This is a genomic window from Brevibacterium picturae (genome assembly GCF_030453725.1).
Lineage (GTDB): Bacteria > Actinomycetota > Actinomycetes > Actinomycetales > Brevibacteriaceae > Brevibacterium > Brevibacterium sandarakinum_A.
This window is the reverse complement of the sequence record NZ_JAKDJU010000032.1, coordinates 1-23064: the sequence shown is the minus strand read 5'-3', so window position 1 is coordinate 23064 and position 23064 is coordinate 1. Positions and strand designations below refer to the sequence as shown.

The window sequence follows — 23064 nt, the reverse complement described above, 5'->3', positions numbered from 1 at the left end:
AGCGCGAAGCCCTTGGCCTGCTCGGCGGTGATCGTCGGCGGCATGGACATCTCCTGCCGTTCGGTGACGACGTCGAGGACCGCCGCGCCGTCGTAGGCGAGGAACTCCTTGACCACCTTCGGCAGGTCCTTGGACTTCTCGACGCGGAAGCCCTTGATGCCGACCGCCTCGGCGATGGTGGAGAAGTCCGGGTTGGCAAGCTCGGTTCCGAACGTGACGAATCCGGCGGCCTTCATCTCCAGCTCCACGAAGTTCAGTGAGGAGTTGTTGTAGACGACGGTCTTGACCGGCAGCTTGTTCTGCGTCAGAGTCAGCAACTCGCCCAGCAGCATCGCCAGTCCCCCGTCACCAGCCAGTGCGACGACCTGCCTGTCGGGGTAGGCCGACTGCACACCGACGCTCTGTGAGAGCGCATTGGCCATGGAGCCGTGGCTGAAGGAACCGATCAGCCGACGCTTGCCGTTCATGTTCAGATACCTGGCCGCCCAGGTCACCGGGGATCCCACGTCGGGGATGAACACGGCATCGTCATCGGCCGCCTCGTCGATCAGCCGTGTCAGATACTGCGGGTGGATCGTCCGCTTCGACGGGGTCGCCAACTCGTCGAGCTCCTTGCGGGTCTTCGCATAGTGCTTGGTCATCGCTTTCAGATGCGTGCTGCTGCGGCTGGGCTTGATCAAAGGCAACAGGGCATCAACGGTGTCGGCCACGGTACCCACCAGTCCGATGTCGACCGGGGTACGCCGCCCGATCTGCGAGCCTCGGATGTCGACTTGGATGACCGTCGCATCGTCAGGATAGAACTGCTGGTACGGAAGACCAGTGCCCAGCATGAGCAGAGTGTCGCAGCCTTTGAGCGCGTGATACCCGGAGGAGAAGCCGAGAAGTCCGGTCATGCCGACGTCATACGGGTTGTCGTATTCGATGAACTCCTTGCCGCGCAGCGCATGGACGATCGGCGCCTGCAGCTTCCCCGCGATGGCGATGAGCTCGTCGTGGGCACCCTCCGTGCCGGCACCGGCAAGGATCGTGGTCTTCTTGCCCTTGTTCAGTGCTTTCGCAGCCGCCTCCACCTGTGATTCTGCGGGGATCATATGCGAGGGATAGGACTTGACCACCTCGGCGGCGGCATCGATCTCGGTCAGGGCGACGTCGCCGGGGATGACGAGGACCGCGACACCGCGCTTCTCGATGGCCTCGCGCATGGCGATGCGCAGCAGACGCGGCATCTGCTCCGCGGTGGCCACATGCTCGAGGTAGACGCTGCACTCGCGGAAGATGTCGGTCGGATGGGTCTCTTGAAAGTAGCTCGAGCCGATCTCATCACTGGGGATGTGAGCGGCGATCGCGAGCACCGGCACACGTGAGCGCTGGGCATCATAGAGGCCGTTGATGAGGTGGAGGTTTCCTGGCCCGCAGCTGCCGGCACAGACGGCGAGCTCGCCGGTCAGTGCGGCCTCGCCGCTGGCCGCGAATGATGCCGCCTCCTCGTGGCGTACCTGAACCCAGTCGAGCTGAGGGTTGACGCGCAGGGCATCGGTGAAGCCGTTGAGCGAATCTCCGGGGATGCCGTAGACGCGCTTGACTCCGCTGGCAGCGAGCGTATCGACAATATTTCTGGCGACGGTGGGCATAAAGTTCCTTCCGTTGAAACACGTGGAGCTGTCAGCGCTCCGAGGTGGACCCCGCCGGCATCCCAGTCGGAGTGCCGACGCAGGCTGGTACCGCGCATTCAGTCTATCCCCGGCATCAGCGGTCTGGACCTGTGAGACGAGAGACAGCACCGACACTCGCTCTGTCGTGTCTGCATGCACAAGGCCGGGCAGCAGCCTTCAGAACGACGAACTCAGTGCCAAGAGGTCCGCAGCACCGAGGACATCTGCATCGGGTTCGTCCCCCGGCAGGCGGTCAGTATTCCGGCCCCGTCGGGGTTCCTCGTGTAGATCGCCTCAGCACCGCCGATCCACCGGTTCCACGCTCGTGCATGGGCCTGCGCCGATTCCCGGTTCGCACCCAGCGTCGTGGGCACAGCGTGCCAGATCGGGTCGTTGCGCTGCGGCGTTGACCAGCCGAACTTCAGCCGCTCCCACTGCCCGCGCAGTCCCGTCTGCGGCTGCGGCAGAGACCACCGGGGAACCAGGTACCGCGGGTCCGCGATCGGAGACACCGCCTCATCGAGGGCGAGCGCAAAGGCCTCCGCGGACTGTGCATCCGCGTCGAGGTGACACCGCAGATCCCCACGGGCATCCACGCGAAGGCGCATCGCCTCCGGACCGGCGCCGCTCTTCCCCGTCTCGCGCAGGGCCTCGGCGATGGTGCCGGCGAGCTGGCCCACCGTCGGTGGGCGCGCATAGAGCCGAGCTCGTCGCGCTCCCGCCGCAGACAGCAGCACGGGCAGGCTCACCCAGAGCGCGAGACCGAGAATTGTCAGAGTCGTGCCGCCGGCTCCACCCAGTGCCACGCCGCTCACCAGGAGAATCAGTCTGAGCCCCACCCAGGGTACGACCGTCGCAGTGTTGATCCTGAACGGCAGAATACGACCCGGATCCCCGCCGAGGTGGCGCGGCGTCGGTCTGATCTCGCCGTTGCGCGCGGCGTCAGCTTCGGTCAGTGCCGACTGCTCGGATCCGCGATGGTCGGACGGCTGCAGGATCCTCACCGAGCGCACCTCTTCGTCCCGGTAGTCACGGCCGACCTGCCACCGCTGCGCGATCTCTGAACGGTCCTGGGATCGGGCGATCATCCGCGCATTGATCTCATCGGCGAGCTCGGTCTCGGGCGGCTCGTAGGGCGAGAACACGGAGTCGATATGGGCCACACCGTCGACGATCTCACCGTCGGAGTCGGTGCCGAAGAAGCCGTCGTGCTTGCGCACGAGTCGCCCCCAGTCCTGATCACCGCGCGGGTGGTCGGGGCTGACGCACACGACGGTCCAGTTGAGCGCGACCTTCTGCGCCTGCTTCGGGTCACGGCGCAGGGCACGACCGCGGGTCTGCGTCACCGCGGTCGGAGTGGTGGCTGTGCTCAGGTCGATGAGCCCGGTGATGGCCGGTGCGTCCCATCCCTCGCCGAGGAGGGCGCGGGTGCCGATGAGCACTTGAGATCTGCCCGTGGAGAAGTATTCGGTCACGTGAGGCACCCAGGTCCGGCTGCTCCACGGCCCTTCGAGTCGGCTGATGCCCGATTCCGGTTCGCTGATCTGCAGGCGGGAGGCCAATGGCTCGTCTGATTCGGCGATTGCCGTACGCAGATCGCTGAGCACATCCGGTGCCCCGGCCACCGTCTTGCCGGATACGAGGAGCGGCCTCAACCCCGTGGTGCGGGCATCGGCGACGAGTGTTTCGAGGACGAGCATGGCCGACCCGGAGCGCTCGCTCAGCACTTCGCGGACATCGGTGGGCAGAGTCGCGGTGAGCGATTCGAAGTCGCAGAGGACGAGCATCCGCAGGCGTTCGCCGAGGTTGGCGGCTTCGGCGCAGACGATCTCGGTTGTCGCCTGTGGTTTCGCTGCCGAGTAGGCGATGACGCGGTCGACCGGTGAGCGTCCTGCCCGTATGCCGGTCCGGGTCCAGCGGTACCCGATGGCGGGCAGGGCACGACGGATCGCCTCGGCGAGTTCGCGGTCTTCTGTGTTCTCGGAGGCCATCAGGTGGTGGCGCATCCAATCGTCGATGAGCAGCGCCCAATCGTCGGCATCCGGATCGCGCCGGTGCTGTTCGGCCGGGCCGGCACCGGGAGGAAGTCGCAGCAGGTCTGCGTGATGCAGGCGCAGGGCCGCAGAGCACAGGTCCGGGTGCGAGCGGCTCATGGGGCCGCCCAGCTGACGACCTGGTCTCGTGTGCCCAGGAAGCGTCGGTCGACCCATTCGAGGAACGGCACTGAGCCCTGCGTGGGGGCGAGGATTCCGGTGATGAGTTCGGTGAAGCGCACGGCCTGTCCGGACAGCCAGCTGTCCTCCTCGGTCGTCGGCGTCGTCACCCATACGAGGTCGGCGAATGGTGCGAGGTCGCCTTCTCTCACTACGGCGGGGATCGAGGCGGAGTAGCGGATGTTTGAGAACAGTCCTGACACCAGTTCCGACTGCGCTGCCGTCATCGTTGCCGGAGGTGTTGCGGTGAGTCCGAGCACCCAGACGCCGGGCAGCAGGTCGAGGAGTTCGGCCAGCAGGTTGCCCCACACGTCAAGCAGGTGATGGCATTCGTCGAGGATGAGCAGCAGCGAACCGGCCTCGCCGAGGCGGTCGACGAGTTCCCTTCCACCCGGAGCGAGTTCGTCGAGGAGGCTCTTCCTCCGGTCGCGGTCATCGTCGAAGACGGCCATTGACTGGTAGGTCAGTGAAGTGAATCTGGCGGTGAGTTCGCGATCGAGGCCTGCACGGTCGGTCCGGCCGGTGCGGTCGGTGCGGCCTGCACGGTCGGTGCGGTCGGGGACTGCCTGGTCGGGGACACCGGCTTCGGTGTCGGCTACGGTGTCTGCTTCAGCGCCGAGGCTGTTCCAGGCGTTCGCCCACTGAGTCTGGATGGCGGTGTTGGGGCCGAAGGCCACGACTGTGGAAACGTGCCCGCCATCGAGCAGGGCCTTGGCATGTTCGATGCCGACCCGAGTCTTCCCCGCTCCCGGGGGCAGGACGATCCAGGATCGGCGAGCGTCGTCGCCGATCGAGCACGTGAGAGCCTCGAGGGCCTCGCTCTGGTGACGACGCAGAGGACGCTGGTGGCTCCGCGATGGGTTCGACCCGGACATCGACATGCCCACCAGTCTAAAACGTCACCTCGATCAGCCATGCGAAGTGCTGGGATCTGTGGGCCCTCCGTCCTCGGGCAAGAGACATCGCTCGTCGTACGTGAAACGTGACAAGCAATTTGCCACATAGTCGAAACGTGTAAAAAATTCGTCGATTTTTTTACACGTTTCAGTGACGTGGCAATAGACTTTACATATGTGGACGCCGAACGAACCGTACAACGATCTGCCGATGCCCCCTGTCCAAGCGCTCGAGACGCGCGAAGTACTCAAGTTCACAACGGAAGCTCGGGCCGCCCTGGCCGCGCTCGATCAGGCCGTGTACCGTTTGCCCAATCCATCGATCCTGCTCAACGCGGTTACGCTCCTCGAGGCTCAGGCCAGCTCAGAGATTGAGAATATCGTCACGACCACGGATGAGTTGTTCCAACTGGCGTCAGTCGACAATGCTCATGCGAACCCAGCTACCAAGGAAACTCTGCGCTATCGGACAGCTCTGTATGCAGGAATTGCAGAGCTGGAAGCCCGACCCGTATCTACGAGGACGGCAACCAAAGTGTGTTCAAGCGTCAATGGCCGGGATATGCGTACCAGGGACCTGCCAGGCACCTTCATCGGCGACCCCTTCACTAACTCGGTTCGATACACACCACCCAGCGGACCAGATCTGATCGCAGACAAACTTGAAGACTGGGAGAGATTCGTCCATGGAGACCATGGCCTCGACCCTCTGGTGGTCATGGCAGCAGCTCATTACCAATTCGAGGCAATCCATCCGTTCCCAGATGGCAATGGACGCACCGGACGAATCCTCAACATTCTGATGCTCATCGAAGCGAAGCTGCTGAGAGAGCCGGTGCTCTACCTTTCCCACTTCATCATTGAAAATAAGAATGAGTACTACAGTCTCCTGCTCGATGTCACCAAAACCTCCGAATGGGAAAAATGGATTCTCTTCATGCTTCGGGGAGTCCATTCGACTGCGCAGATGACGTTGGAGCTGATTGACGAAATTCAGCGTCTGCAATCAGACTTCCGAAACGATATGAGGGAAAACACCGGAGCGGGGGCGAACTCCGATGTCCTCGATCTGCTCTTCGAACGTCCCTATTGCCGAATTGTCGATGTAATGGATCGTTGTGAAGTGTCGAGACCGACAGCCTCCAAGTGGCTCAATGAACTCGTGTCCGAGCACATGTTGAGCTCGATCAAGGTCGGCAGAGACCGGCTCTTCATCAACTCCCGTCTCCTTCACATACTGTCCCAACCGCTTCAACGAGTCAGCTGATCTTCCCGAAACGGTCCGGTGCCCCGCGCCCACAGCACACGTTTCCGGCATGGAACTCGTAGGCACACTCTCACGTCTTCGCCGACAGCGCTGTCGCACCCGTGAGCAGCGCGGCCATGACGATCGCCATCATCGGGTAACCGCCGACGACCCCGGCCAGAGCCGGGCCGGCAACAGGAGCCAGTGCGGTGCCGACGGTGATGGGAGCAACGAAGACTCCGTTGATCGCACCGAAGTTCGCTGTCCCCCACCGGTCGGCGACGGCGGTCGCCTGCAGCAGCGTGATGCAGCCGCGCACACCGCCGGCGAGCATGCCGATGCCGATGAGCAGCCAGATCGGGCCAGGGACGAACGCCAACAGCCATAACCCGATTGCCCCGCAGGCGAAGAGCAGCACGGTTCGCGCCCGCGAACTGGAACGACGCTCAAGAGCAGGGTAGAAGAAGCGTCCGGTCACCTGGCCGAAGCCGACGAGACCGAGGGCGATCGCCGCGAGTCCGTACTCGGCTCCGCGTCCGATGAGGAGCGGAATGATGTTGATCGTCACCGCGAAGAGGGTGAAGGTCGACAGTGCAACGGCGATCTGCAGGACGATGAACCGCGTCGATCTCGTGACCCTCCGGATCTCTGTCCGCGATGGTGTTCGTGACTGTCCGGCTGCCTCGTCGGTCCAGCTGCGGTTGAGGAAGAACCAGTGCATCGGCAGTGCCGTGACCGCCAGGATCCCGGCGAGGATGACATAGCTCGTCCGCCAGCCACAGGAGTCGATGAGCCAGGCGATGATCGGGGCGAACACGGTCGAGGCGAGCCCGCCGACGAGGGTGATGGTCGTCAGCGGTTTGACTCGGTCGGACCCATACCAGCGGGTGACGACTGCGAAGGCCGGCGGGTAGAGGGTCGCTGCCTGGGCGAACCCGGCTAACACCCAGGCTGCGAAGAAGACGATGAGGTTCGGCGCCGCCGCCACCAGCAGCAAAGCCACGATGCCGATGACCGTCCCGAGGCTCATGAGTGCGCGTGGCCCGTGCGAATCCAACAGCCGTCCGACCCGCACACCGGCGAGGGCGGAGACGATGAGCCCCACGGTCAGCGCGGCTGTCACCGTTGTATGGCTCCACCCCATGTCCGCGGAGATTGGTGTCACCGCTACCGGCAGCGAGTAGTAGAGCAGGCCCCAGCTGGCCAGTTCGGCAATGCACAGAGCGGCCAAGCCACCGCGAGGTCGGTCCGTCACCCCTGTTCCCCTGTCGGGGCCGCAGATTCACTCGCCGAGGTTGTCGGCTCCCCCGCCGAGGCGGTCAGCCGTTCCAGTGCCGTGTCCCAGGGGATGCGCTCCTGTTCGAGGCGAACATCGCCCTCGGCACGCAGGCGGGCGAGCGCACGGGCTTCCGTCCCACTGAGACCCGAGAATTCTCCCCGGTGCGGTTTCGGTTCCTGCACCCACAGGTCCCGGTGGGCGGTGAGTGTGCCTTCGTCCATGAGCGTCGATTCCACGTGCGGCAGGTGAGTGCGCAGTCGCGAAAGGATCGCGAAGCCGTGCGAGTCGAGATCGCCCCAGTAGATGACCCGCGCCCCGTGTGCCCAGGCCAGGCGGGCGACGTTGTCGACGGCGTATCCCGACCCGTGCACGGCCACAGCATCGGCCCAGTCGGGCATCGCGAGCACGGATTCGAGGTTCTCGAACACGAAGACGAGCCTGGGGGCGATCGTCAGCTGACTCAGTTGGGGCGCCGGTGCGGTGATATCGCCGAGCCCGGACGGCATGAGATCCGGGTCGAGGATGCGCATTCTCATCCGTGGTTGGGCGTCGAGGACGTCGACCGCTTCGGGCCGCCCGGCTGCCGTCAGAAGCGCTGTGACCAGGGAGCGGTGCGTTTCGAACCATTTCGAGTCGACCCCGCGGATAGGCAGCTGCCGTGGTCGCAGGGTTCCCACCGGGTGGTCGCGCAGCCATGCGACGACGTTGAGGAGGGTGTCGAATTCCGCCTGCCCGAGACCGAGGATCCGTTTTGCATGAGCCTTGATCGCCGGGCCGATCGGATCGTTGACCGGGCCGTCGTCCGCCGTAGCCGTCGTGTCCTCGTTCGTTGGGGTGGTGTGCTCGTTCGCCGAGGCGGCGGTGGGCTGGTCATCGAACCGTGATCTGATCGTCGCAGTTCTTTCCTTCAGGCGACGCCATTGCCGAGCCTCGTCACCGCCGACGAATTTCGCCACCGCATCCGGTGTTCTCAGGCGCAATCGGAGTGGGATCTGTTGGCGGCCGATCCGCGCCCAGGCGCGTTCGGTCCAGTCGACGATCGGGCTGTGAGGACTCTCTGCGTCGTGCAGATTCTCCGCCGTCGAACCGTCAACACCCGGGGCGGCGATCTCCCGCCAGCTCGCGGCCCAGTCCATCGCGGCCCGCTGGTCGTCAAGCACCTGCTTCTCCGTCGGCGGGTGCAGTGCGATCTCAACGGCAGCCGAGCCGGATTGGGTGGCCCAGGACGATAGGGACGAACGCAGGCGCGTACGAGCCTTCGCCCGCGCCTCGGCGACGGTGAGCATCGTCATCGACACCTCACCTGGTCAGCTCTCAGCATCAGCATCGTCCTCGCCGGCCTCTCCAGTCTCTGCGTCTGCGCTGTTTTCGTCCGCGGCGACCTTGTCCCAGACCATGGTCGCGGCCAGGGTCTTCTGACGGCTCGGGTTTTCGATCGAGGTCGCCGCACCGACATAGGGTTCGATGGTCTGGAGGAGCTTCTGCGGGGTGGCCAGCACCATGTGGAACCCGAACTCGATGAAGATGTTCAGCGCCATGCGGGTGTATCTCGTATCGGCTTTGTCGAAGGCCTCGTCGAGGATGATCGTGCCGTACTTCGAGATCGCCTCATCGGGGTCGGCCAACTGGTAGCGCAGCGCCGCGGCGAGGCAGAAGATGACGAGCTTCTGCTGCTGGCCGCCGGACATCGCGGCACCTGAATCGTAGGTGGCGTGGGCGCGACCGTGGTCGTCGATCTCCTCGGCCAGGAAGGACACATGCAGACGGGTGTCGAGGCATTGGTTCTTCCACACCTTGTCCACGTGCTCGCTCGAGGAGAACCGGCGCATCACCTCGGCGAGGGTGTCGTACTTCTCCTCCGCGGTCTCCATGTCCTCCTCGCCCCAGGTGCCCCCGGCGACCTTGCGGAGGTCGGCGATGAAGGCGTTGACGGTCTCACTGCGTCGGGTCTTGACCTTCAGCCGCAGGTAGCGACCCTCGTCGAACTGCGAGCGCAGCAGGGAGGAGTTGATCGGCGCCACGCGGTCCTCGATCTCGCGTGGGGCGGCGTGGATCTCGTTGAGGAGTTCGCCGATGAGGTCTCGGGAGCGTTGGCGCAGCAGGTCCCGGAATCGATTCTCGTGATCGGGCAGACCGTGGGCCAGGATCTCGTCGAGCATCCCGATGTAGTCGTGGCGGTCGGCGACATCGGCGGTGAGGTCGGAGGCGACGGAGGACCAGGCGGCCTTGAACTCGGCTGCCAACCGGGTCACTGCCTGGCCTGCGTCACTCGCAGCTGCCTGTGCCTTGTCCTTCTCTGCCTGCAGGGCCTGGGAGACCTGCTGACCGATCTCCGGCAGAGATTCGCGTCTGATGCTGCGCTGGATACGCGTGAACCTCGCCTCGAGCTGTTCGGCGATCGTCGGATCCACCTCGGGAATGCGACCGGCGGTGACATCGTCATCGAGGCGAGTGAGGCCGGCGCGCAGGCCGGTGATCTCTTCGTTCGCGCGGCGCAGAGCGTAGTCGGAGTCACGCGTTGTGGCCTCGGCGGCTTCCTTCGCGGCACGGGCGTCACGTTCGGCGCCGATCGCCTGCTGCAGGTCGCCGCCGGAGTCCTCGAGTTCGCGCAGAGACTTCTCGAGGCTCGCAATCGTCTCCTGCGCTCCGGCGAGGTCGACGTCGCGCCAGGACTGTTCGCGGATGCCGGCGAGGATGCCCTTCCGGCGGTTGGCCTGCGCGGTCTCCGCGTTCGCGGCTTCGACGATGGTTTGAGCCTCGGACAGCTCCGTCTGGGCGTCTTTCAGCGCGGCGATGAGCGCTTCGAGCTTGCTTTCCCGATCACCGAGGACCCATTGGCTGCGGTCGTCGATGCGTCGCCGGTCATCTTTCTCATAGCGGGTGCGGGAGGTCTTGACCTGCCCCTTGATGGTCACGGCACGGGGATGGTCGTCGAGTTCTTCGGGATTGTCGACGCAGGCGAAGTCGAAGCGTTCGGACAAGGTGGAGCGCACCCAGTCACCGAAACCGGTGTCGGCCACAGTCACCCTGTTGACCAGTGATTTCGGGCTGTTGACGGGACGTGGTTTCGCCGCCTGGGCGGGGATCTCCTCGAACACGAGTCGACCCCTGATCCGGTGGGAGTCGACCCAGGACCGGACCGCGCCGAGGTTCTCGCTGCGCACGAGCACCGTGAGCGCCAATGGACGCAGCACACGTTCGATCGCCCCGGTCCAGGCCGCGTGCTCGGGGTCGACTTCGACGAGTTCGGCGGCGAAGGGCAGCGCCTTCTCACTCAGTCCGGTGCCCTCGGCCAGCTCCTGTCGGATCTGGAGCAGGTTGCCCGGCACGGTCGAGCCCGAGCGGCGCAGGGAATCGATTTCGGCCTCGAGTCCCCTCACCTGGGCTCGGGCCTTCGAGAAACGGTCGTGGTCGCCGTGGCTGGGTCCCTCGGCCTGCGTTTCGTCGTCGAGTGTCGACGCGATCTGGGATTGGAGTTCGGCGAATTCCACCGCCGAGGCGGGCACCCGATCGATGTCTGCCTGCTTCAGCTGTCGCTCGAGGCTGGCCCACCGATCGGCAATGGCCCGACGTTCGGTTTCGGCGGTGTCGATGCGATGCTGCAGGTGCTCGGCCTCCGAGCCGCCGAGTTCGAGGGTCGCGCGCCGGGCGAGGTCGTATTCGTCGACCGCGGCGTCGTAGTCCTTCTTCGCCCGGTCGGCAGCGACTTCGAGTTCGACGAGGTCGCGGCGCAGGGCGGACAGATCCGAGCGCATGAGGTCGAGTTCGCGCCGCTTCTGGAACGGCAGCAGGGCATCGTTGAGGGAGATCGCCTTCGCCGCGGACTCATGAGCGAAGTCATAACGGTTCGAGGCCTCGCGCAGTTCGAGCAGATGGTCGCGCTGCCGGCGCAGTTCGACGACATGGTCGTGGGCGTCCTTGAGGTCCCCGAACTGGTTGACCGCGGTCTCGGCCAGATCGAAGGTGACCGGCGGCTCGAGCATGTGGTCGCGGAAGAGGCGATCGAGGCTGTCGAGGCTCTTGGCCGACTGGGTCTTGTGCAGCAGCTGCAGCGCCGATTCGCTGGCCATGCCGAAGACCTTGCGCATCCGGGCATAGAACCTGGCGTGGGACCCATTCGAGGTGATGAGAGCCTCGGGGTGATCGGACTTGAGTTTCCTGGTCTCGAGACCGCTCCGGGCGTACTGCTGCAGGTCGGCCAGGTCGAGGCCGGCCCGTTCGAGAATGCAGACGTCGGACAGGTCGGTCATCTTCGTGCCCGAGCCCTTGATGAAGAAGAGCCTGGCCAGTGACAGAGGCCTGTCGGTGCCGTTGTCGTAGCGGAGGATGATGCCGCTCCAGGTCGCACGGGGGCGCAGGTACTTGCTGACGACCCGGTCCTCATCGGAATCGGCCGTGCGGGTCCACGCCCCGCGGACATAGCTGACCAGGCTGCGCTGATCGATGCGGCTGCCGGCCGTCTGCGCGGCGACGTTGAAGCGCAGCCACTTGTCCGGGGTGAGGACGGCGGCGATGCCGTCGAGCAGCGAGGACTTGCCCGAGCCCGATGGCCCGGTGATGAGGTGGCCCTTGTGGGACACGGGGATGCGATGGATGTCCGCGTCGAAGGTGCCCCAGTTCGCGATCTGGATCTCGGACAGTCGCCACTGACTGCCCACGTCGGGGCGGTGGGTGCCACGGGCACGAGCCTGGTCCGCGATGAGCGCGGCATCGATCGGGAAGAGAGCCTCGGTCATGCCTCACCGTCCTCAGTCTCGTCGGAATCGATACCGTCGTCATCGGAATCGTCGGTGTCGGATTCGTCGGTGTCGTGTGAGTCGGAGCCCGCCTCGGCGATGGAGCCCTTGGCCTCCCCCGATGCGATGCGCTCGTAGACGTCGATGAGTTCACGCACCTGGTCCTCGTCGATGAGGAACTTGACCATCGGCGAGATCTCGAAGCGGTCCTCCCCTGCTTTGTGGAGGACGCGCAGCCGGTTGCTCATCCGGTTCCACGCACCGTTGAGGTTGCGTTGGAACGTCGACTCATCACCGGTGCGATAGATCGCGAGGCGTTCGTAGACCTCCTCACGATCGATGATCACGCGCTGTTCTCCGGGCGCGGCCAGCAGCAGTTGGCGCAGGACGAGGAGCATAGCGGTGTCGAGGAAGGTCAGTCGTTCGCTGCGCACGGCCGCGGGCACGTCGACTTCGTCGGTGACGACCTTGCGAGTGAAGGCGAATTCGTCGATCTTGTCGATGACGAGCTCGAGGAACAGATCGTGCAGCCGTGAGCGCACGATCCCTTCGTCGGCGACCAAAGCCGACCACAGCTGCGGGCTCTGCGCACCGGAGACATAGGGGCCCTTGAGCAGTTCGAGCAGGACACGGCGGGTGCGTTCGCCCAGGGTGCCGGTGTCGGCGAACCAGAGCGCGCTCGGGTTGCGGGCGGATTCGTCGGCCGCGGATTCCTGCTCGCCGACGTCGGTGGGGGTGCCTGCGGAATCGCTCATAGTGTGATGCCTTCGGTGAAGTAGTGGCGGCGGATCGTGGCGCTGCGGCCGATTCCGTCGACCCCGGACCATTCGAGTCGATCGCGTGACCCGGGGTCGACATGCCCGTAGGTGCTGGCCAGGGACAGGAGGCCGACGACGCTGGCCAGGCCCTGTGAGGCTGGGAAGTGGTCGAGCACCTCGGCGACGGAGATCTGGTCGGTCCCCTGGATTGCTCGGTTGACGTTGTCGGACAGCTCCGAGAAGTCGATCTCGGATTCCCGGGCGACGGCGATGAGTTCGGCGAAGTCGACCTCGGTCTCCTCGGCCTCACCCAGTTCGGCACCGGCGTCGAACTCGGTGGGGTCGTGGAGGATGACCTCCCCGACGCTCGCCAGTGCCACGCTCGAGAGCTCAAGACCCACGCCGAGGTCGTCATAGGGTTTGCGCACCTGTGAGACCGGAGCCGCTGCCGCGAGCGCGTCCTGGATCAGGGTGCGCATCACGCGGTCACGTTGGAATTCGTGGGAGTGGACGTAGCGGCGCAGCCCGCGGGCGAACTCGGAGAGGATGTCCGAGACCTCGCGGGAGCCGTCCTTCATCTGCCGCATGAGGGTGCGCAGCGATCGGCGGGTCTCGGCCGTCAGCGTGGCCGAGAAGTCACGGTCGAGGATGGCCGCGATGTCCTCATCGAAGGCCGAAGCCTGCTCCGGGTCTCGGACGAGTGCCGAGAAGGCGGAGAACGTTCGGCCCTCATCGGAGGATTCGATGAGGTCGACGCCGCGGAAGACCTCGTCGAGAACCTGGGACTGCGAGTCTTCGGCGGCGAGGATCGAGATCCGCAGTTCTTGGTTGAGCTCTTCGAAGCGGGCGCGGACTCGGGCGAAGTCCGCGGGTAGGCCCTGTGCCTGTTGGAGGATGTCGCCGACGCGTTCGTTCGCGCGGCGCCGGTCGAGGACGCTGGAGCGTGGGTCGCCTCGCCTGACGCGGGCGATCTCTGCATCGATGCGATCGCGTTCGGCCCGCAGGGACGCCAAGCGGCGGGAGCTGTCCGGGTCGGTGTCGATGGCCAACTGCCGCACCGACTGCGCGAGGCTGACCAATCGCGATTCGGTCGCGGTCTGAGGTGGGGTGCGCAGCTGTTCGAGCATCCTGATCGCGTCGAATCCCGCCGCAGAGAGTTCGTAGGTCTCACCCCTCGCCGAGGTGGCCGGGCGTCTCACGAGGATCTCTGCCCGTCGCCAATCGTCGCAGTAGGCCTTCGCCGTCCGCGTGGACAGGTCGAAGTGGTCGCGCAGCTCCTCGAGGTCGGAGTCGATGGACTCGTGCAGGTCTTCGGTGGACACACGGGTGCCGGGCTTGCCGAGGTGGGTGCCGAGGGTCGCTGCCATGACGGGAAGATGGTCGGCCCGCAGCATGCGCAGTGTGGCATTCGTATCGAGCAGTCGCCGATAGGCGAGCGCGGAGCTGAGGGCGGACATGTCACCTATTGTCTGCGCCGGTGGGGTCCGTTGCCAATTTCGGGCTCGCAAACCAAAGAGAGCCGAGTGCCGCATGCCTCAGATGCAGGGCGGATCACCCGCAGGTCACCGTTTGTTGGGCTGTAGTTCATGAACTGTTCAGCTCGTGACTCGCCCCACAGGATTCGGCATAACGATACCGAATTGTTATATCCTGTGCCGATGACTCGGATACGACGATGGCCCTACACCTTCGCCATGCTGCTCTCCATCGCTGTCGCGGTGCTTGCGCTTGCTTCTTCTATCCACCTCGGTCGACCGCTCCGGGACCCGGACGGATTCCTCGGCCCCGCCTATATTCGGCTGCCGCTGCTGGCACTGCTGTTCTTCGGCGGGGGCGTCTTCATCGACGCTGTGCGAACGAGCGGGTGGAAACAGCTGCCCACCGGGATGCTCAACGTCGTGAAGAACGAATGGAGCCTGCGCCGAGCGCTCTGCATCACCGCGGGCATGCTCAGCTTCTACATCTGCTACGTCAGCTACCGCAACCTCAAGAGCGATCTGCCGCTCTACCGCGATGATGTCCTGTTCGACCGGCAGCTGTCGCAGTCCGATCTCTGGCTGGGTGGGGGACTCAACCCTGCCGTCTTCCTGCACGATCTGTTCGGCACCGGATTCATGGCGGAAGTCCTCTCCTTCGTCTACCTCGCCTACCTTCCACTCATTCCCATCAGCCTCGGGGCCGCGCTCATCCTCAGTCGCAACCTCGCCATCGGTGCCTGGTATGCCACGACGCTGAGTCTCAATTGGGTGCTGGGCACAATCAGCTATTACATCCTGCCCGCCCTGGGGCCCGCGTTCGTCAAGCCTGGACTCTATGACGGCCTCACTGAAACCGGCGTCAGTGATCTGCAGGACTCCCTGATCAGCACGCGTCTTGACTATCTTGCCGACCCTATCGGCAGCGGACAGATTCAGGGAGTGGCCGCGTTCGCCTCTCTCCATGTCTCGGTGACCTTCGCCGCAGCCCTCTTCATGATGCGCACCCGTCAGAAGCCTCTCTTTCAAGCTCTGACGTGGGTGTTCTTCGGGCTCACAGTTGTGGCCACGCTCTACTTCGGCTGGCACTACATCGTCGATGACATCGCAGGCATGGCCATCGGCTGGGTCTCCGTGGCCCTGGGGGCCTGGGTCACCGGCAACAGAAGGCGTGGGCCTCGACTGCGCACCGACCTCGCCGTGGCCGACCGCAGCCAGGAATCAGCGCTTGCCGAAACCGCCTGAGGGGTGAGTGCTGCGGCCGGCCCGGGGTCGTCTACTCCTCACGCCTTTCGCCGAAGGTCTCCGGGTCCACGGGGCGGTCCTTCTTCGCCATCTTCGCAACGATGAGGCAGTAGGATTCGAGGACGAGATCGTGGAGGAGCTCCGCGTCGAGCGGGGTCCCCGCATGGCCGCCCTCAAACCGGCTGTCTTCGTCACCGGTGCCCGCACCGGCCACGGTGATCCAGTGCTTCTTGTTCATGTGGTAGCCGGCAGTGATCTCCCCGTAGGCGTCGCGGAGCACCTCCCCGTCGAGTGGGTCGATCTTGAGATTCATGCTGGGCACTCCGCGCAGATCGAAGAACATCATGAACATCTTCCCGCGCACCTTGTACACGGCATACTCGGGGCCGAACGGGTACTCGATCTCCACCAACGGATATTGGATTGCCTGGTCGTGGGCGAGGGTGAGCACGGTGTCAGGATCCATGCCTCGGAGACTAGCAAACGGTCATGACACAGATCAGCCCATCAGCATCGCCCTCATCAGCAGACCGATAGAATCAGGCCCATGTCGCTCAACGCTCCCCACCTCCTTGTCGCCGCCCTCGGCGGAACCATCGCCTCGACCTCGAATCAGTCAGGTGGAGTCGCCCCCGCCCTGAGTGGGGCGGAAATCGCCGCTGTTGCCGGACTCGACGAGATCTGGCCGGACCTGCAGGCCGATTTCACCCAGGTGTCGCAGGTCTCGAGTGCCAATGTCAGCCTCGACATGCTCTTCGACGTCCGCGAGCTCGCCCGCACAACCGAGGCCGACGGCATCGTCCTCACCCAAGGCACCGACACCCTCGAGGAGAGCGCCTTCACCCTCTGGCTGCTCAACGACTCGAGCATCCACATCGCCGCCACCGGAGCCATGCGCAACCCGACGCTGCCCGGCGCCGACGGCCCGGCGAACGTCCGCGCCGCAGCCCTGACCGCACTCTCGCCACTGAGCAATGGTCTGCCCGCGAGCTTGGTCTTCAACGATGAGATCCACGATCCGCGCTTCGTCCGCAAGTCCCATGTGACCTCGACCGCGGCGTTCTCCTCGGGACCGGTCCTCGGCGCACTCGGCTGGCTCAGCGAAGACGTCGTCCGCCTCCCCCACACGCCTGCCGCCGCGAGCATCTCGCCGTTCGCGAACCTCCCGCGCCCGGATGCTCTGACCAAGGTGGCCCTCGCCGAGGTGGGGATGGGCGAACCCGAGGAGACACTGACCCAGCTCATCGACTCCGGTTTCGCCGGTGCCGTCATCGCCGGAGTCGGCGGTGGCCACGTCCCCGAGCACCTGGTACCAGCGGTGACCCGCCTCGGCGAGGAAATACCCGTGATCCTGGCATCACGACCGGGCTCGGGCGCGAGCCTGACGAATACCTACGGCTATCCCGGCGGGGAGATCGGGCTGCTCGAGGCCGGTCTCATTCCTGCCGGAATCCTCGACGCCCGCAAGGCTCGGATCGTCTTGAGCTTGGCGCTGAGCATGAGTCGTGACCCCGCAGAGGTGTTCGCCGCGTTCGCGTGAAGGCTGGGTTTCCGGCATCGGCCGTGAGCGTTGGCTTCAGGCCGGTCGCGTCGATTGCCGAACGACGAGCTCGGGCGTGAACCTCTCATCTCGATGGGACTGCTCACCGGATGCGTTCTCCGCCAGCAGCGATTCGACAGCAGTGCGCCCGAGCAAGTCCGCCGGTTGTCGCACCGAAGTCAGCGGCACGATCGTCGAGAATGCATAGTCGATGTCGTCGTAGCCGATGATCGCCAGATCCTCGGGTACGCGCAGCCCGGAGAACATGATGACGGCCTGCATGAAACCCACGGCCAGCAGATCATTGGCGCAGAACACGGCGTCGGGACGCTCGTTCTCAGGCAGGGACACGATGCGCTCACCGATGGAGCGACCGGCGAGGATCGTCAGCTCATCGGTCTCGAACACCGACAGGTCGAGGCCGATCTGGGCCGCACTCTCCCTCGCACCTCTGGCACGATCGCTCACCTGGGGCAGCGTGAAAGGTCCGCCGATGAACGCGGGCCTCGCGCATCCCCCTGCAATGAGATGGTCGAGGGCCATTCTCCCGCCCGCGACATTGTCCACGGTCACCGAGGACAGCGAGTGGTCACCAGCTTCACGATCGACGAGCATCACTGGAGTTCCACGTGTCGCGATTCCCTCCAGTTTGCTCAGATCGGCTCCTGTCGGGGTCACCATCGCGCAGCGCAGTGCCATCTGCAGACTCTGTTGGCCGAGGCCGAAGCCGTCGCCGGGAAGATCGGCGGGGGCTTCGACGTGTTCGATCCGGCCGACCCCAGGTTCGTTTCACCCGGTGACATGCCCACCAAGATCGTCGGCTGGTACTTCGAACATGACTTACGCCCACCTGACTCCCCCTCCGAGGTGGTGCGGTGCATTCTCGAATCCCTGGCCGAAGCCTATGCCCGCACCATCAAGACTGCCGAGACCTTGGCGGGGGGGGGCAGCGGTCGACACGATCCACGTCGTCGGAGGCGGATCTCAGAATGAGCTGCTGTGCCAGCTGACTGCGAACCGCACGCGCCGACCGGTCATGGCCGGGCCGGTCGAAGCGACTGCGATCGGCAACCTCCTCGTCCAAGCCCGAACCATGGGCCTGGTCGACAAGGATGCCTCGCTATCGGATCTGCGTGCGATCGTGCGGCGGTCGTTCCCCGTCACGACCTACCTGCCAGAAACCTGCTGACCCAACGACGATAGTCGTGCCGAAAGACCACCTGAAGCACCAACAGTCGGCAAGTTCTGGTCGAAACTCTTGCGAAATTCGACCAGAATTTGCCGACTGTTGGTGAGATCTTCAGCGTCAACCGACGACAGCGATGGAGGCTGATCGCGCAGCGCCGTGCGCCGACGTCACCGGCCCGCCGCAGCGCCGAACGCCGATCGCTCAACGCCTCGCGACCATGTCAGAAATAGCCGCGCGGCTACCTCAGCTCTCAGCCCCGACGGCGACGACCATCTTGCCGAAGTTTCCGCCGGTGAGCAGGTCGTTGAAGTACTCTGGGGCCTTGTCCAAACCGGGACGGATGTCCTCGCGGTAACGGACCTTGCCTTCCTTGACCCATCCGCTCATGTCGGACAGGAAGTTCTCGTGGTGCTTCTCGACGAATTCGGTCTGGATGAAGCCGCGGATGTTGAGTGACCTCGTGAGGATATTGCCCATGAGCGCACCCGAACGGTCGGGGCCTTCGGGCAGTTCGGTGAGGTTGTAGTTGGCCACGAGTCCGCAGACGGGCACGCGTGCGTAGGTGTTCAGGCGCGGCAGCACTGCCTTGAACACGTCTCCGCCGACGTTCTCGAAGTAGACGTCGATGCCCTGCGGCACCGATTCTTTGAGTTCGTTCTTGAGGTTGCCGGTCCTGTGGTCGAGCGCCACGTCGAAACCGAGCTCATTCAGGTGGGCGACCTTGTCCGGACCACCGGCGATGCCGACGGCCTTCGCGCCCTTGATCTTGGCGATCTGACCGACAACAGAGCCGACGGGACCGGTGGCGGCGGCGACGGCCACGGTCTCATCGGGCTGCGGGCGGCCGATCTCCAGCAGACCCGAGTATGCGGTGAAGCCGGGCATTCCGAGAACGCCGAGGGCGGTGCTGATCGGAGCGATCTCCGGGTCGACGCGGCGCAGGTGCGCGGCCTTCTCGACGGAGTACTCCTGCCATCCGCCGTAGCCGAGGACCGTGTCGCCGGTGGAGAAGTCGGAGGAGTTCGATTCGACGACCTCGGAGACTGTGGCTCCGACCATGACCTCGCCGACCTCGACCGGCTTCGCATAGGACTTGGCATCCGACATCCGCCCGCGCATGTACGGGTCGAGTGAGAGGTACAGCGTGCGCAGCAGCACCTCGCCGTCGCCCGGCGAACCGAGATCGACCTCGTCGAGGAGGTAGTTTTCCGCCGCCGGTGCTCCGACCGGGCGGGAGTTCAGGCGAATCCTGTGGTTGGTCGTCATGGAAATGCTTCCTTTCATCGACGCCGTGTGCTGTCTGCGCACGGTCACTGCATGTCTGTCGTTGAGTGTCAGTCGTTGCATGCCTGCGAGCCTGATCGGCGTTGCCTAGATCCGGTCCTTGTCGTAGCAACCGTCTCGAACCCGGTGATGTTCCTGTTTTCGCGAAGATTCCGAAACCTGTGTCTCTGCCGCCCCCAGCTTGGCCTTCGACGTCGAACCGGCCGACGTCGAACCAGCAGACGCCGAACCGGCCGAACCGTCCGTCGCCCCGGCGACGAGTTCGCGTGCCTTCGTTTCCCACTTCGGGTCGAATGCCCAGCCGAACTCGCCGAGGTGGTCGAGCAGTTCCGATCCATTGCGTCGGATGATGTCCGACCACTCACGGGGCCAGGCGCCGTAGTTGGCCGCGGCGGCGAGTTCATCCACGTCCTTGAATACCGCTCCGTTCGGGTTGAGCGACACGTCCCCGTTCGCCTCGCGTCCGGAAGACCCGTGGAGCGGTTCGTGCTCAAGCGGAAATGTGATGTCGAGGATGTGATCGCTCGTGAACACGGCATCATCCATGCGACGATGCGTGGCCTCGAGATTGACATACCAGAGCGAAGAGATCGCACCGTCGCTTCCCTCTCCTTCTGCACCGGGCTTGAGCAGGACCCACACGGAGAACGGCACCCTGGGCGGAACGATCTTGAGCACCCCGAGCCCGCGCCAGCTGCCGGGAACATTGATCCGTCGAGGCGCCTCGGCGAGGGGACGGAAGCGAGCGCTCAGGGGCACGTCGTGAGGATTCGAATCCTCCCAGCCGACGATTCTCGTGTCGCGGGTCTCGGTGCCTCCGGCCAGCCACAGCACCGCACCGTCGGGACCGTCCTCGATGACACGCATCGGCCGGCGCACCTCGGCGTGGTCACGGTCGAAGTCGAAGCGCCTGAACGACCAGGTCACGGTCTCGCCGGGGGCCCAGAACGGGCCATCACCCACGTGACGTGTGCCGGGCGGGACGTCGATCTCGTACGGATCGGTGAACTCCATGGGGGCAGTCTAAGGTAGTGGCATGGATGACTTCACACTTCCCGATCGCAATGACGAGACGGTTCGCAGTGTCGCCGCCGACGGCAGCGACGCGAGCTCGGCCGAACCACCGCGCACCGATGCCGACATCCCGGCCTACCTCGACGCACTGGGCATCCCCGGACTCGCCGACATCCACATCCATTTCCTGCCGCCCAACGTCCTCGACAAGGTGTGGGCCTACTTCGACGCCGCCGAGTCCAGCTACGGATACCCGTGGCCCATCCATTACCGCTACGACACCGAAACACGCCTGGACATCGTCCGTGACCTGGGCGTTCGTGCGATCCCGGCCCTGACCTACCCACACAAACCTGGCATGGCAGCTTGGCTGAATGAGTGGAATCGTGAGTTCGCCGCCGCCCACGACGATGTCATCCACTGCGCAACTCTCTACGCCGAGCCGGAATCCGCCGACTACGTACCCGAGGCGCTGGCGGCCGGGGCCCGATTGTTCAAGGTCCACATCCAGGTGGGCGGCTTCTCCCCCGACGACCATGTGCTCGACCGCGCGTGGGCGGCACTCGCCGAGGCGCAGGTGCCCATCGTCATCCACGCCGGCTCCGAGCCGCTGCCCGGCACCTACACCGGCCCGCAGGCGGTGGCGAAGGTGCTTGAGCGCTTCCCGTCCCTGCAGTTCGTCATCGCCCACATGGGCATGCCCGAATACGACGCCTTCGCCGACCTCGCCGAGAACTACAGCGGAGTCCATCTGGACACGACCATGTACGTGTCCGGGTTCTTCTCCTCCCCCGCCGAGGTGGATCCGGCCTACCGTCAACGCTTGGCTGGTCTGCAGGACAAGATCATCCTGGGCTCGGACTTCCCGAACATTCCCTACCCCTATGCGGATCAGATCTCCGGTTTGGCCGGGCTGGGCCTCGGTGACGACTGGATGCGATCGGTGCTGTGGCACAACGGCGCCCGGGTGCTCGGGCTCGAAGGCTGAGGACTCGGTCCTCGTCTGGCTGAGGACTCAGTCCTCGCGGGGAATTCTCTCCGCCCCGATGACACCGCGCAGCAGCTCTTCGTCGATCGGCGTCCCTCGCCGGGTCACACTGATCTGACCCGTGGGCTCGAGGATCACGCAGGCCACTTCGGCGCGCTGCCGGATGCCTGCCATCCGCAGCTTCGAATACACCTCGGCCGGGTCGACATGGGCCCTGGCGAGATTGTCGGTCAGCAGTTCGCCGCCGGCCATGAGCACGACCGCCGGGCTGTTGACGATGCCGGCGATGCGGTGGAAGTGACGGGCCTTCCCGGTCAGCGCCTGCAGAACCAGCAGGGTGGCCAGGCCCAGCACACCGGCGAAGAGCGTCGGGGTGTCGCCGAGGATCGCACGACCGATGATTGCGCCGAGGGCGATGATGGCGGCCAGGTCGAAGCTCGAGAGATTCGCCAGCGTGCGCTGGCCGAAGGCACGGACGAGGAGGATGATGCCGAAGTAGAACACGATGCAGGAGCTGATGATCCTCGCCGCGTCGATGCCGTCGAGTCCGAATTCCATCCAGTTCCAGTCCATATTTCTCCTCCCGACTGGATCTTACAACTTTATGCTTCCGCCTCGGCCCGGGACGGGGCACGCCTCGACCCGGGACGGGGCACGAGTCGGCAGCGGAGTGCGAATCAGGCGGGCGCGAATCAGGCGGGCGGGACTCAGCGGGAGCGGACCCAATCATCGACGGTGACGACGGAGAGCCTCGGCGAATCGGGCATGAGTCCATTGGTCGACATCGGGCCGGGGATCGGAATGGGAACGATCTTCGGGACACGCTTCGGTCGCGAACCAGTTGTCACAGACGACCCTGCGTCCGCCGCGGCGATCCTGCCGGCGATCGCCGGGAAGTCGCTGACCTCCGGGCCGGCAACCTCGATGGTCCCGCGCTCTCCAGCGTCGATGGCCTCGGCCATCATCCGCGCAGCTTCGTCCGCGGCCAATGCCTGGACGCGCATCTTCGGGACGAACGCCACCGGACCTGCGGTGAATGTCATCGATTCGACGAGTTCGAACCACTGAGTCGAGCGGAACATCAGAAGCTGATCGGCGGGCACCAGCCGGTGATAGACGCGCTCCTGCAGCTCTTTCGCCTGGTAATAGCCGAGCAGCCTGGACTGGGCCACCTCGGGACGGAACGCGATGGACAGGCACACCATGGCCGCACCCGGGTTCTCCGCCGCGGCCAGGGCGATCGATCGCGAGCTGCGGGAGAAGAAGTCGAGTGCCTTGTGCCGGTTGTTGGTCATGTAGTTGACGCAGTCGACGAGGACGTCACTGCCGACGGCGGCCTCGGTGACACCCTCTCCGGTGTAGGTGTCGACCCCGATTCCGCGATGGGCGGCGACCACCGAGTGGCTGCGTTCACGTAGATGTGTCACGAGTCTGCGGCCGAATGTGCCGGTGGCTCCATAGACGGTGATCTGCATGTCTCATCCCCTGATGTCGGTAGATCGGCGCGGCTGTGTCGCGGGCCGGCGGGCAGCTGGTCAGCGGGCGG

The 23064-nt window shown here is 65.0% G+C and carries 20 protein-coding genes and 1 pseudogene; 7 read left to right on the top strand and 14 right to left on the bottom strand.

Annotation, left to right across the window (positions count from 1 at the left end; all coding sequences use genetic code 11):
- From poxB to L0G76_RS05390, 3 genes are all read right to left on the bottom strand, one after another.
- Positions 1-1634, bottom strand: a 1634-nt coding sequence (gene poxB, locus L0G76_RS05400; protein ID WP_304356295.1) for a ubiquinone-dependent pyruvate dehydrogenase, incomplete at its 3' end; no start/stop codon positions are given.
- 212 nt (positions 1635-1846) lie between these two features.
- Positions 1847-3808 (bottom strand): DEAD/DEAH box helicase, encoded by a 1962-nt coding sequence (locus L0G76_RS05395; protein WP_304356294.1) that lies wholly within the window; start codon positions 3806-3808, stop codon positions 1847-1849.
- On the bottom strand, positions 3805-4749 hold the full coding sequence (locus tag L0G76_RS05390) for a DEAD/DEAH box helicase (RefSeq protein ID WP_304356293.1): 945 nt from the start codon (positions 4747-4749) through the stop codon (positions 3805-3807). Before L0G76_RS05390 ends, L0G76_RS05395 begins: the two co-directional genes overlap by 4 nt.
- Positions 4750-4939: 190 nt before the next feature.
- Between L0G76_RS05390 and L0G76_RS05385 the strand changes: the two genes are divergently transcribed.
- The gene (locus tag L0G76_RS05385; protein ID WP_304356292.1) at positions 4940-6031 is read left to right on the top strand and encodes a Fic family protein; all 1092 of its coding nucleotides are present in this window, start codon (positions 4940-4942) and stop codon (positions 6029-6031) included.
- 70 nt (positions 6032-6101) lie between these two features.
- Here L0G76_RS05385 and L0G76_RS05380 read toward each other — a convergent pair whose 3' ends face one another.
- The 5 genes from L0G76_RS05380 to L0G76_RS05360 are packed head-to-tail and all read right to left on the bottom strand — an operon-like array spanning position 6102 to position 14240.
- The gene (locus L0G76_RS05380) at positions 6102-7265 is read right to left on the bottom strand and encodes an MFS transporter (RefSeq protein ID WP_304356291.1); all 1164 of its coding nucleotides are present in this window, start codon (positions 7263-7265) and stop codon (positions 6102-6104) included.
- On the bottom strand, positions 7262-8581 hold the full coding sequence (locus tag L0G76_RS05375) for a Wadjet anti-phage system protein JetD domain-containing protein (protein WP_304356290.1): 1320 nt from the start codon (positions 8579-8581) through the stop codon (positions 7262-7264). The genes L0G76_RS05380 and L0G76_RS05375 overlap by 4 nt, the downstream gene beginning before the upstream one ends.
- Before the next feature lie 15 nt (positions 8582-8596).
- Positions 8597-12025 carry an ATP-binding protein gene (locus L0G76_RS05370; protein ID WP_304356289.1) on the bottom strand — a complete coding sequence of 1143 codons (3429 nt, stop codon included), beginning with the start codon at positions 12023-12025 and terminating at the stop codon, positions 8597-8599.
- Positions 12022-12780 (bottom strand): DUF4194 domain-containing protein, encoded by a 759-nt coding sequence (locus L0G76_RS05365; RefSeq protein ID WP_304356288.1) that lies wholly within the window; start codon positions 12778-12780, stop codon positions 12022-12024. Before L0G76_RS05365 ends, L0G76_RS05370 begins: the two co-directional genes overlap by 4 nt.
- Positions 12777-14240 carry a DUF3375 domain-containing protein gene (locus tag L0G76_RS05360; protein ID WP_304356287.1) on the bottom strand — a complete coding sequence of 488 codons (1464 nt, stop codon included), beginning with the start codon at positions 14238-14240 and terminating at the stop codon, positions 12777-12779. Before L0G76_RS05360 ends, L0G76_RS05365 begins: the two co-directional genes overlap by 4 nt.
- A gap of 201 nt (positions 14241-14441) precedes the next feature.
- On the opposite strand from L0G76_RS05360, the gene L0G76_RS05355 reads away from it, so the two are divergent.
- Positions 14442-15503 (top strand): phosphatase PAP2 family protein, encoded by a 1062-nt coding sequence (locus L0G76_RS05355; RefSeq protein WP_304356286.1) that lies wholly within the window; start codon positions 14442-14444, stop codon positions 15501-15503.
- Between the two features lie 31 nt (positions 15504-15534).
- Here L0G76_RS05355 and L0G76_RS05350 read toward each other — a convergent pair whose 3' ends face one another.
- On the bottom strand, positions 15535-15969 hold the full coding sequence (locus tag L0G76_RS05350) for an MmcQ/YjbR family DNA-binding protein (protein ID WP_304356285.1): 435 nt from the start codon (positions 15967-15969) through the stop codon (positions 15535-15537).
- Between the two features lie 81 nt (positions 15970-16050).
- On the opposite strand from L0G76_RS05350, the gene L0G76_RS05345 reads away from it, so the two are divergent.
- Positions 16051-17043: an asparaginase gene (locus L0G76_RS05345; protein WP_304356284.1), complete on the top strand. Its 993-nt coding sequence runs from the start codon at positions 16051-16053 to the stop codon at positions 17041-17043.
- 36 nt (positions 17044-17079) lie between these two features.
- Here L0G76_RS05345 and L0G76_RS05340 read toward each other — a convergent pair whose 3' ends face one another.
- Positions 17080-17742 carry a substrate-binding domain-containing protein gene (locus tag L0G76_RS05340; protein ID WP_304356283.1) on the bottom strand — a complete coding sequence of 221 codons (663 nt, stop codon included), beginning with the start codon at positions 17740-17742 and terminating at the stop codon, positions 17080-17082.
- Between the two features lie 12 nt (positions 17743-17754).
- On the opposite strand from L0G76_RS05340, the gene L0G76_RS05335 reads away from it, so the two are divergent.
- From L0G76_RS05335 to L0G76_RS05325, 3 genes and pseudogenes are all read left to right on the top strand, one after another.
- Positions 17755-18036, top strand: coding sequence for an FGGY-family carbohydrate kinase (locus tag L0G76_RS05335; RefSeq protein ID WP_304356297.1), 282 nt, complete (start codon positions 17755-17757; stop codon positions 18034-18036).
- Positions 18005-18076 (top strand): annotated as a pseudogene (locus L0G76_RS05330) (hypothetical protein); the annotation flags it as partial. The gene L0G76_RS05335 and the pseudogene L0G76_RS05330, both read left to right, overlap by 32 nt.
- Positions 18077-18079: 3 nt before the next feature.
- On the top strand, positions 18080-18232 hold the full coding sequence (locus L0G76_RS05325) for a hypothetical protein (RefSeq protein WP_304356296.1): 153 nt from the start codon (positions 18080-18082) through the stop codon (positions 18230-18232).
- Positions 18233-18475: 243 nt separating this feature from the next.
- Here L0G76_RS05325 and L0G76_RS05320 read toward each other — a convergent pair whose 3' ends face one another.
- The gene (locus L0G76_RS05320; protein WP_304356282.1) at positions 18476-19498 is read right to left on the bottom strand and encodes an NADP-dependent oxidoreductase; all 1023 of its coding nucleotides are present in this window, start codon (positions 19496-19498) and stop codon (positions 18476-18478) included.
- 105 nt (positions 19499-19603) lie between these two features.
- A complete protein-coding gene (locus L0G76_RS05315) occupies positions 19604-20530 on the bottom strand; it encodes a DUF402 domain-containing protein (protein ID WP_304356281.1) in 927 nt (308 codons plus the stop codon).
- A gap of 22 nt (positions 20531-20552) precedes the next feature.
- On the opposite strand from L0G76_RS05315, the gene L0G76_RS05310 reads away from it, so the two are divergent.
- Positions 20553-21518, top strand: coding sequence for an amidohydrolase family protein (locus L0G76_RS05310; RefSeq protein ID WP_304356280.1), 966 nt, complete (start codon positions 20553-20555; stop codon positions 21516-21518).
- Positions 21519-21545: 27 nt separating this feature from the next.
- On the opposite strand, the gene L0G76_RS05305 is transcribed toward L0G76_RS05310, so the two are convergent.
- Both L0G76_RS05305 and L0G76_RS05300 read right to left on the bottom strand, forming a co-directional pair.
- Positions 21546-22091, bottom strand: a complete 546-nt coding sequence (locus L0G76_RS05305; RefSeq protein ID WP_304356279.1) for a DUF421 domain-containing protein — start codon at positions 22089-22091, stop codon at positions 21546-21548.
- A 134-nt stretch (positions 22092-22225) separates the two neighbouring features.
- Positions 22226-22993 (bottom strand): SDR family oxidoreductase, encoded by a 768-nt coding sequence (locus L0G76_RS05300; protein ID WP_304356278.1) that lies wholly within the window; start codon positions 22991-22993, stop codon positions 22226-22228.
- Positions 22994-23064 lie beyond the last annotated feature (71 nt).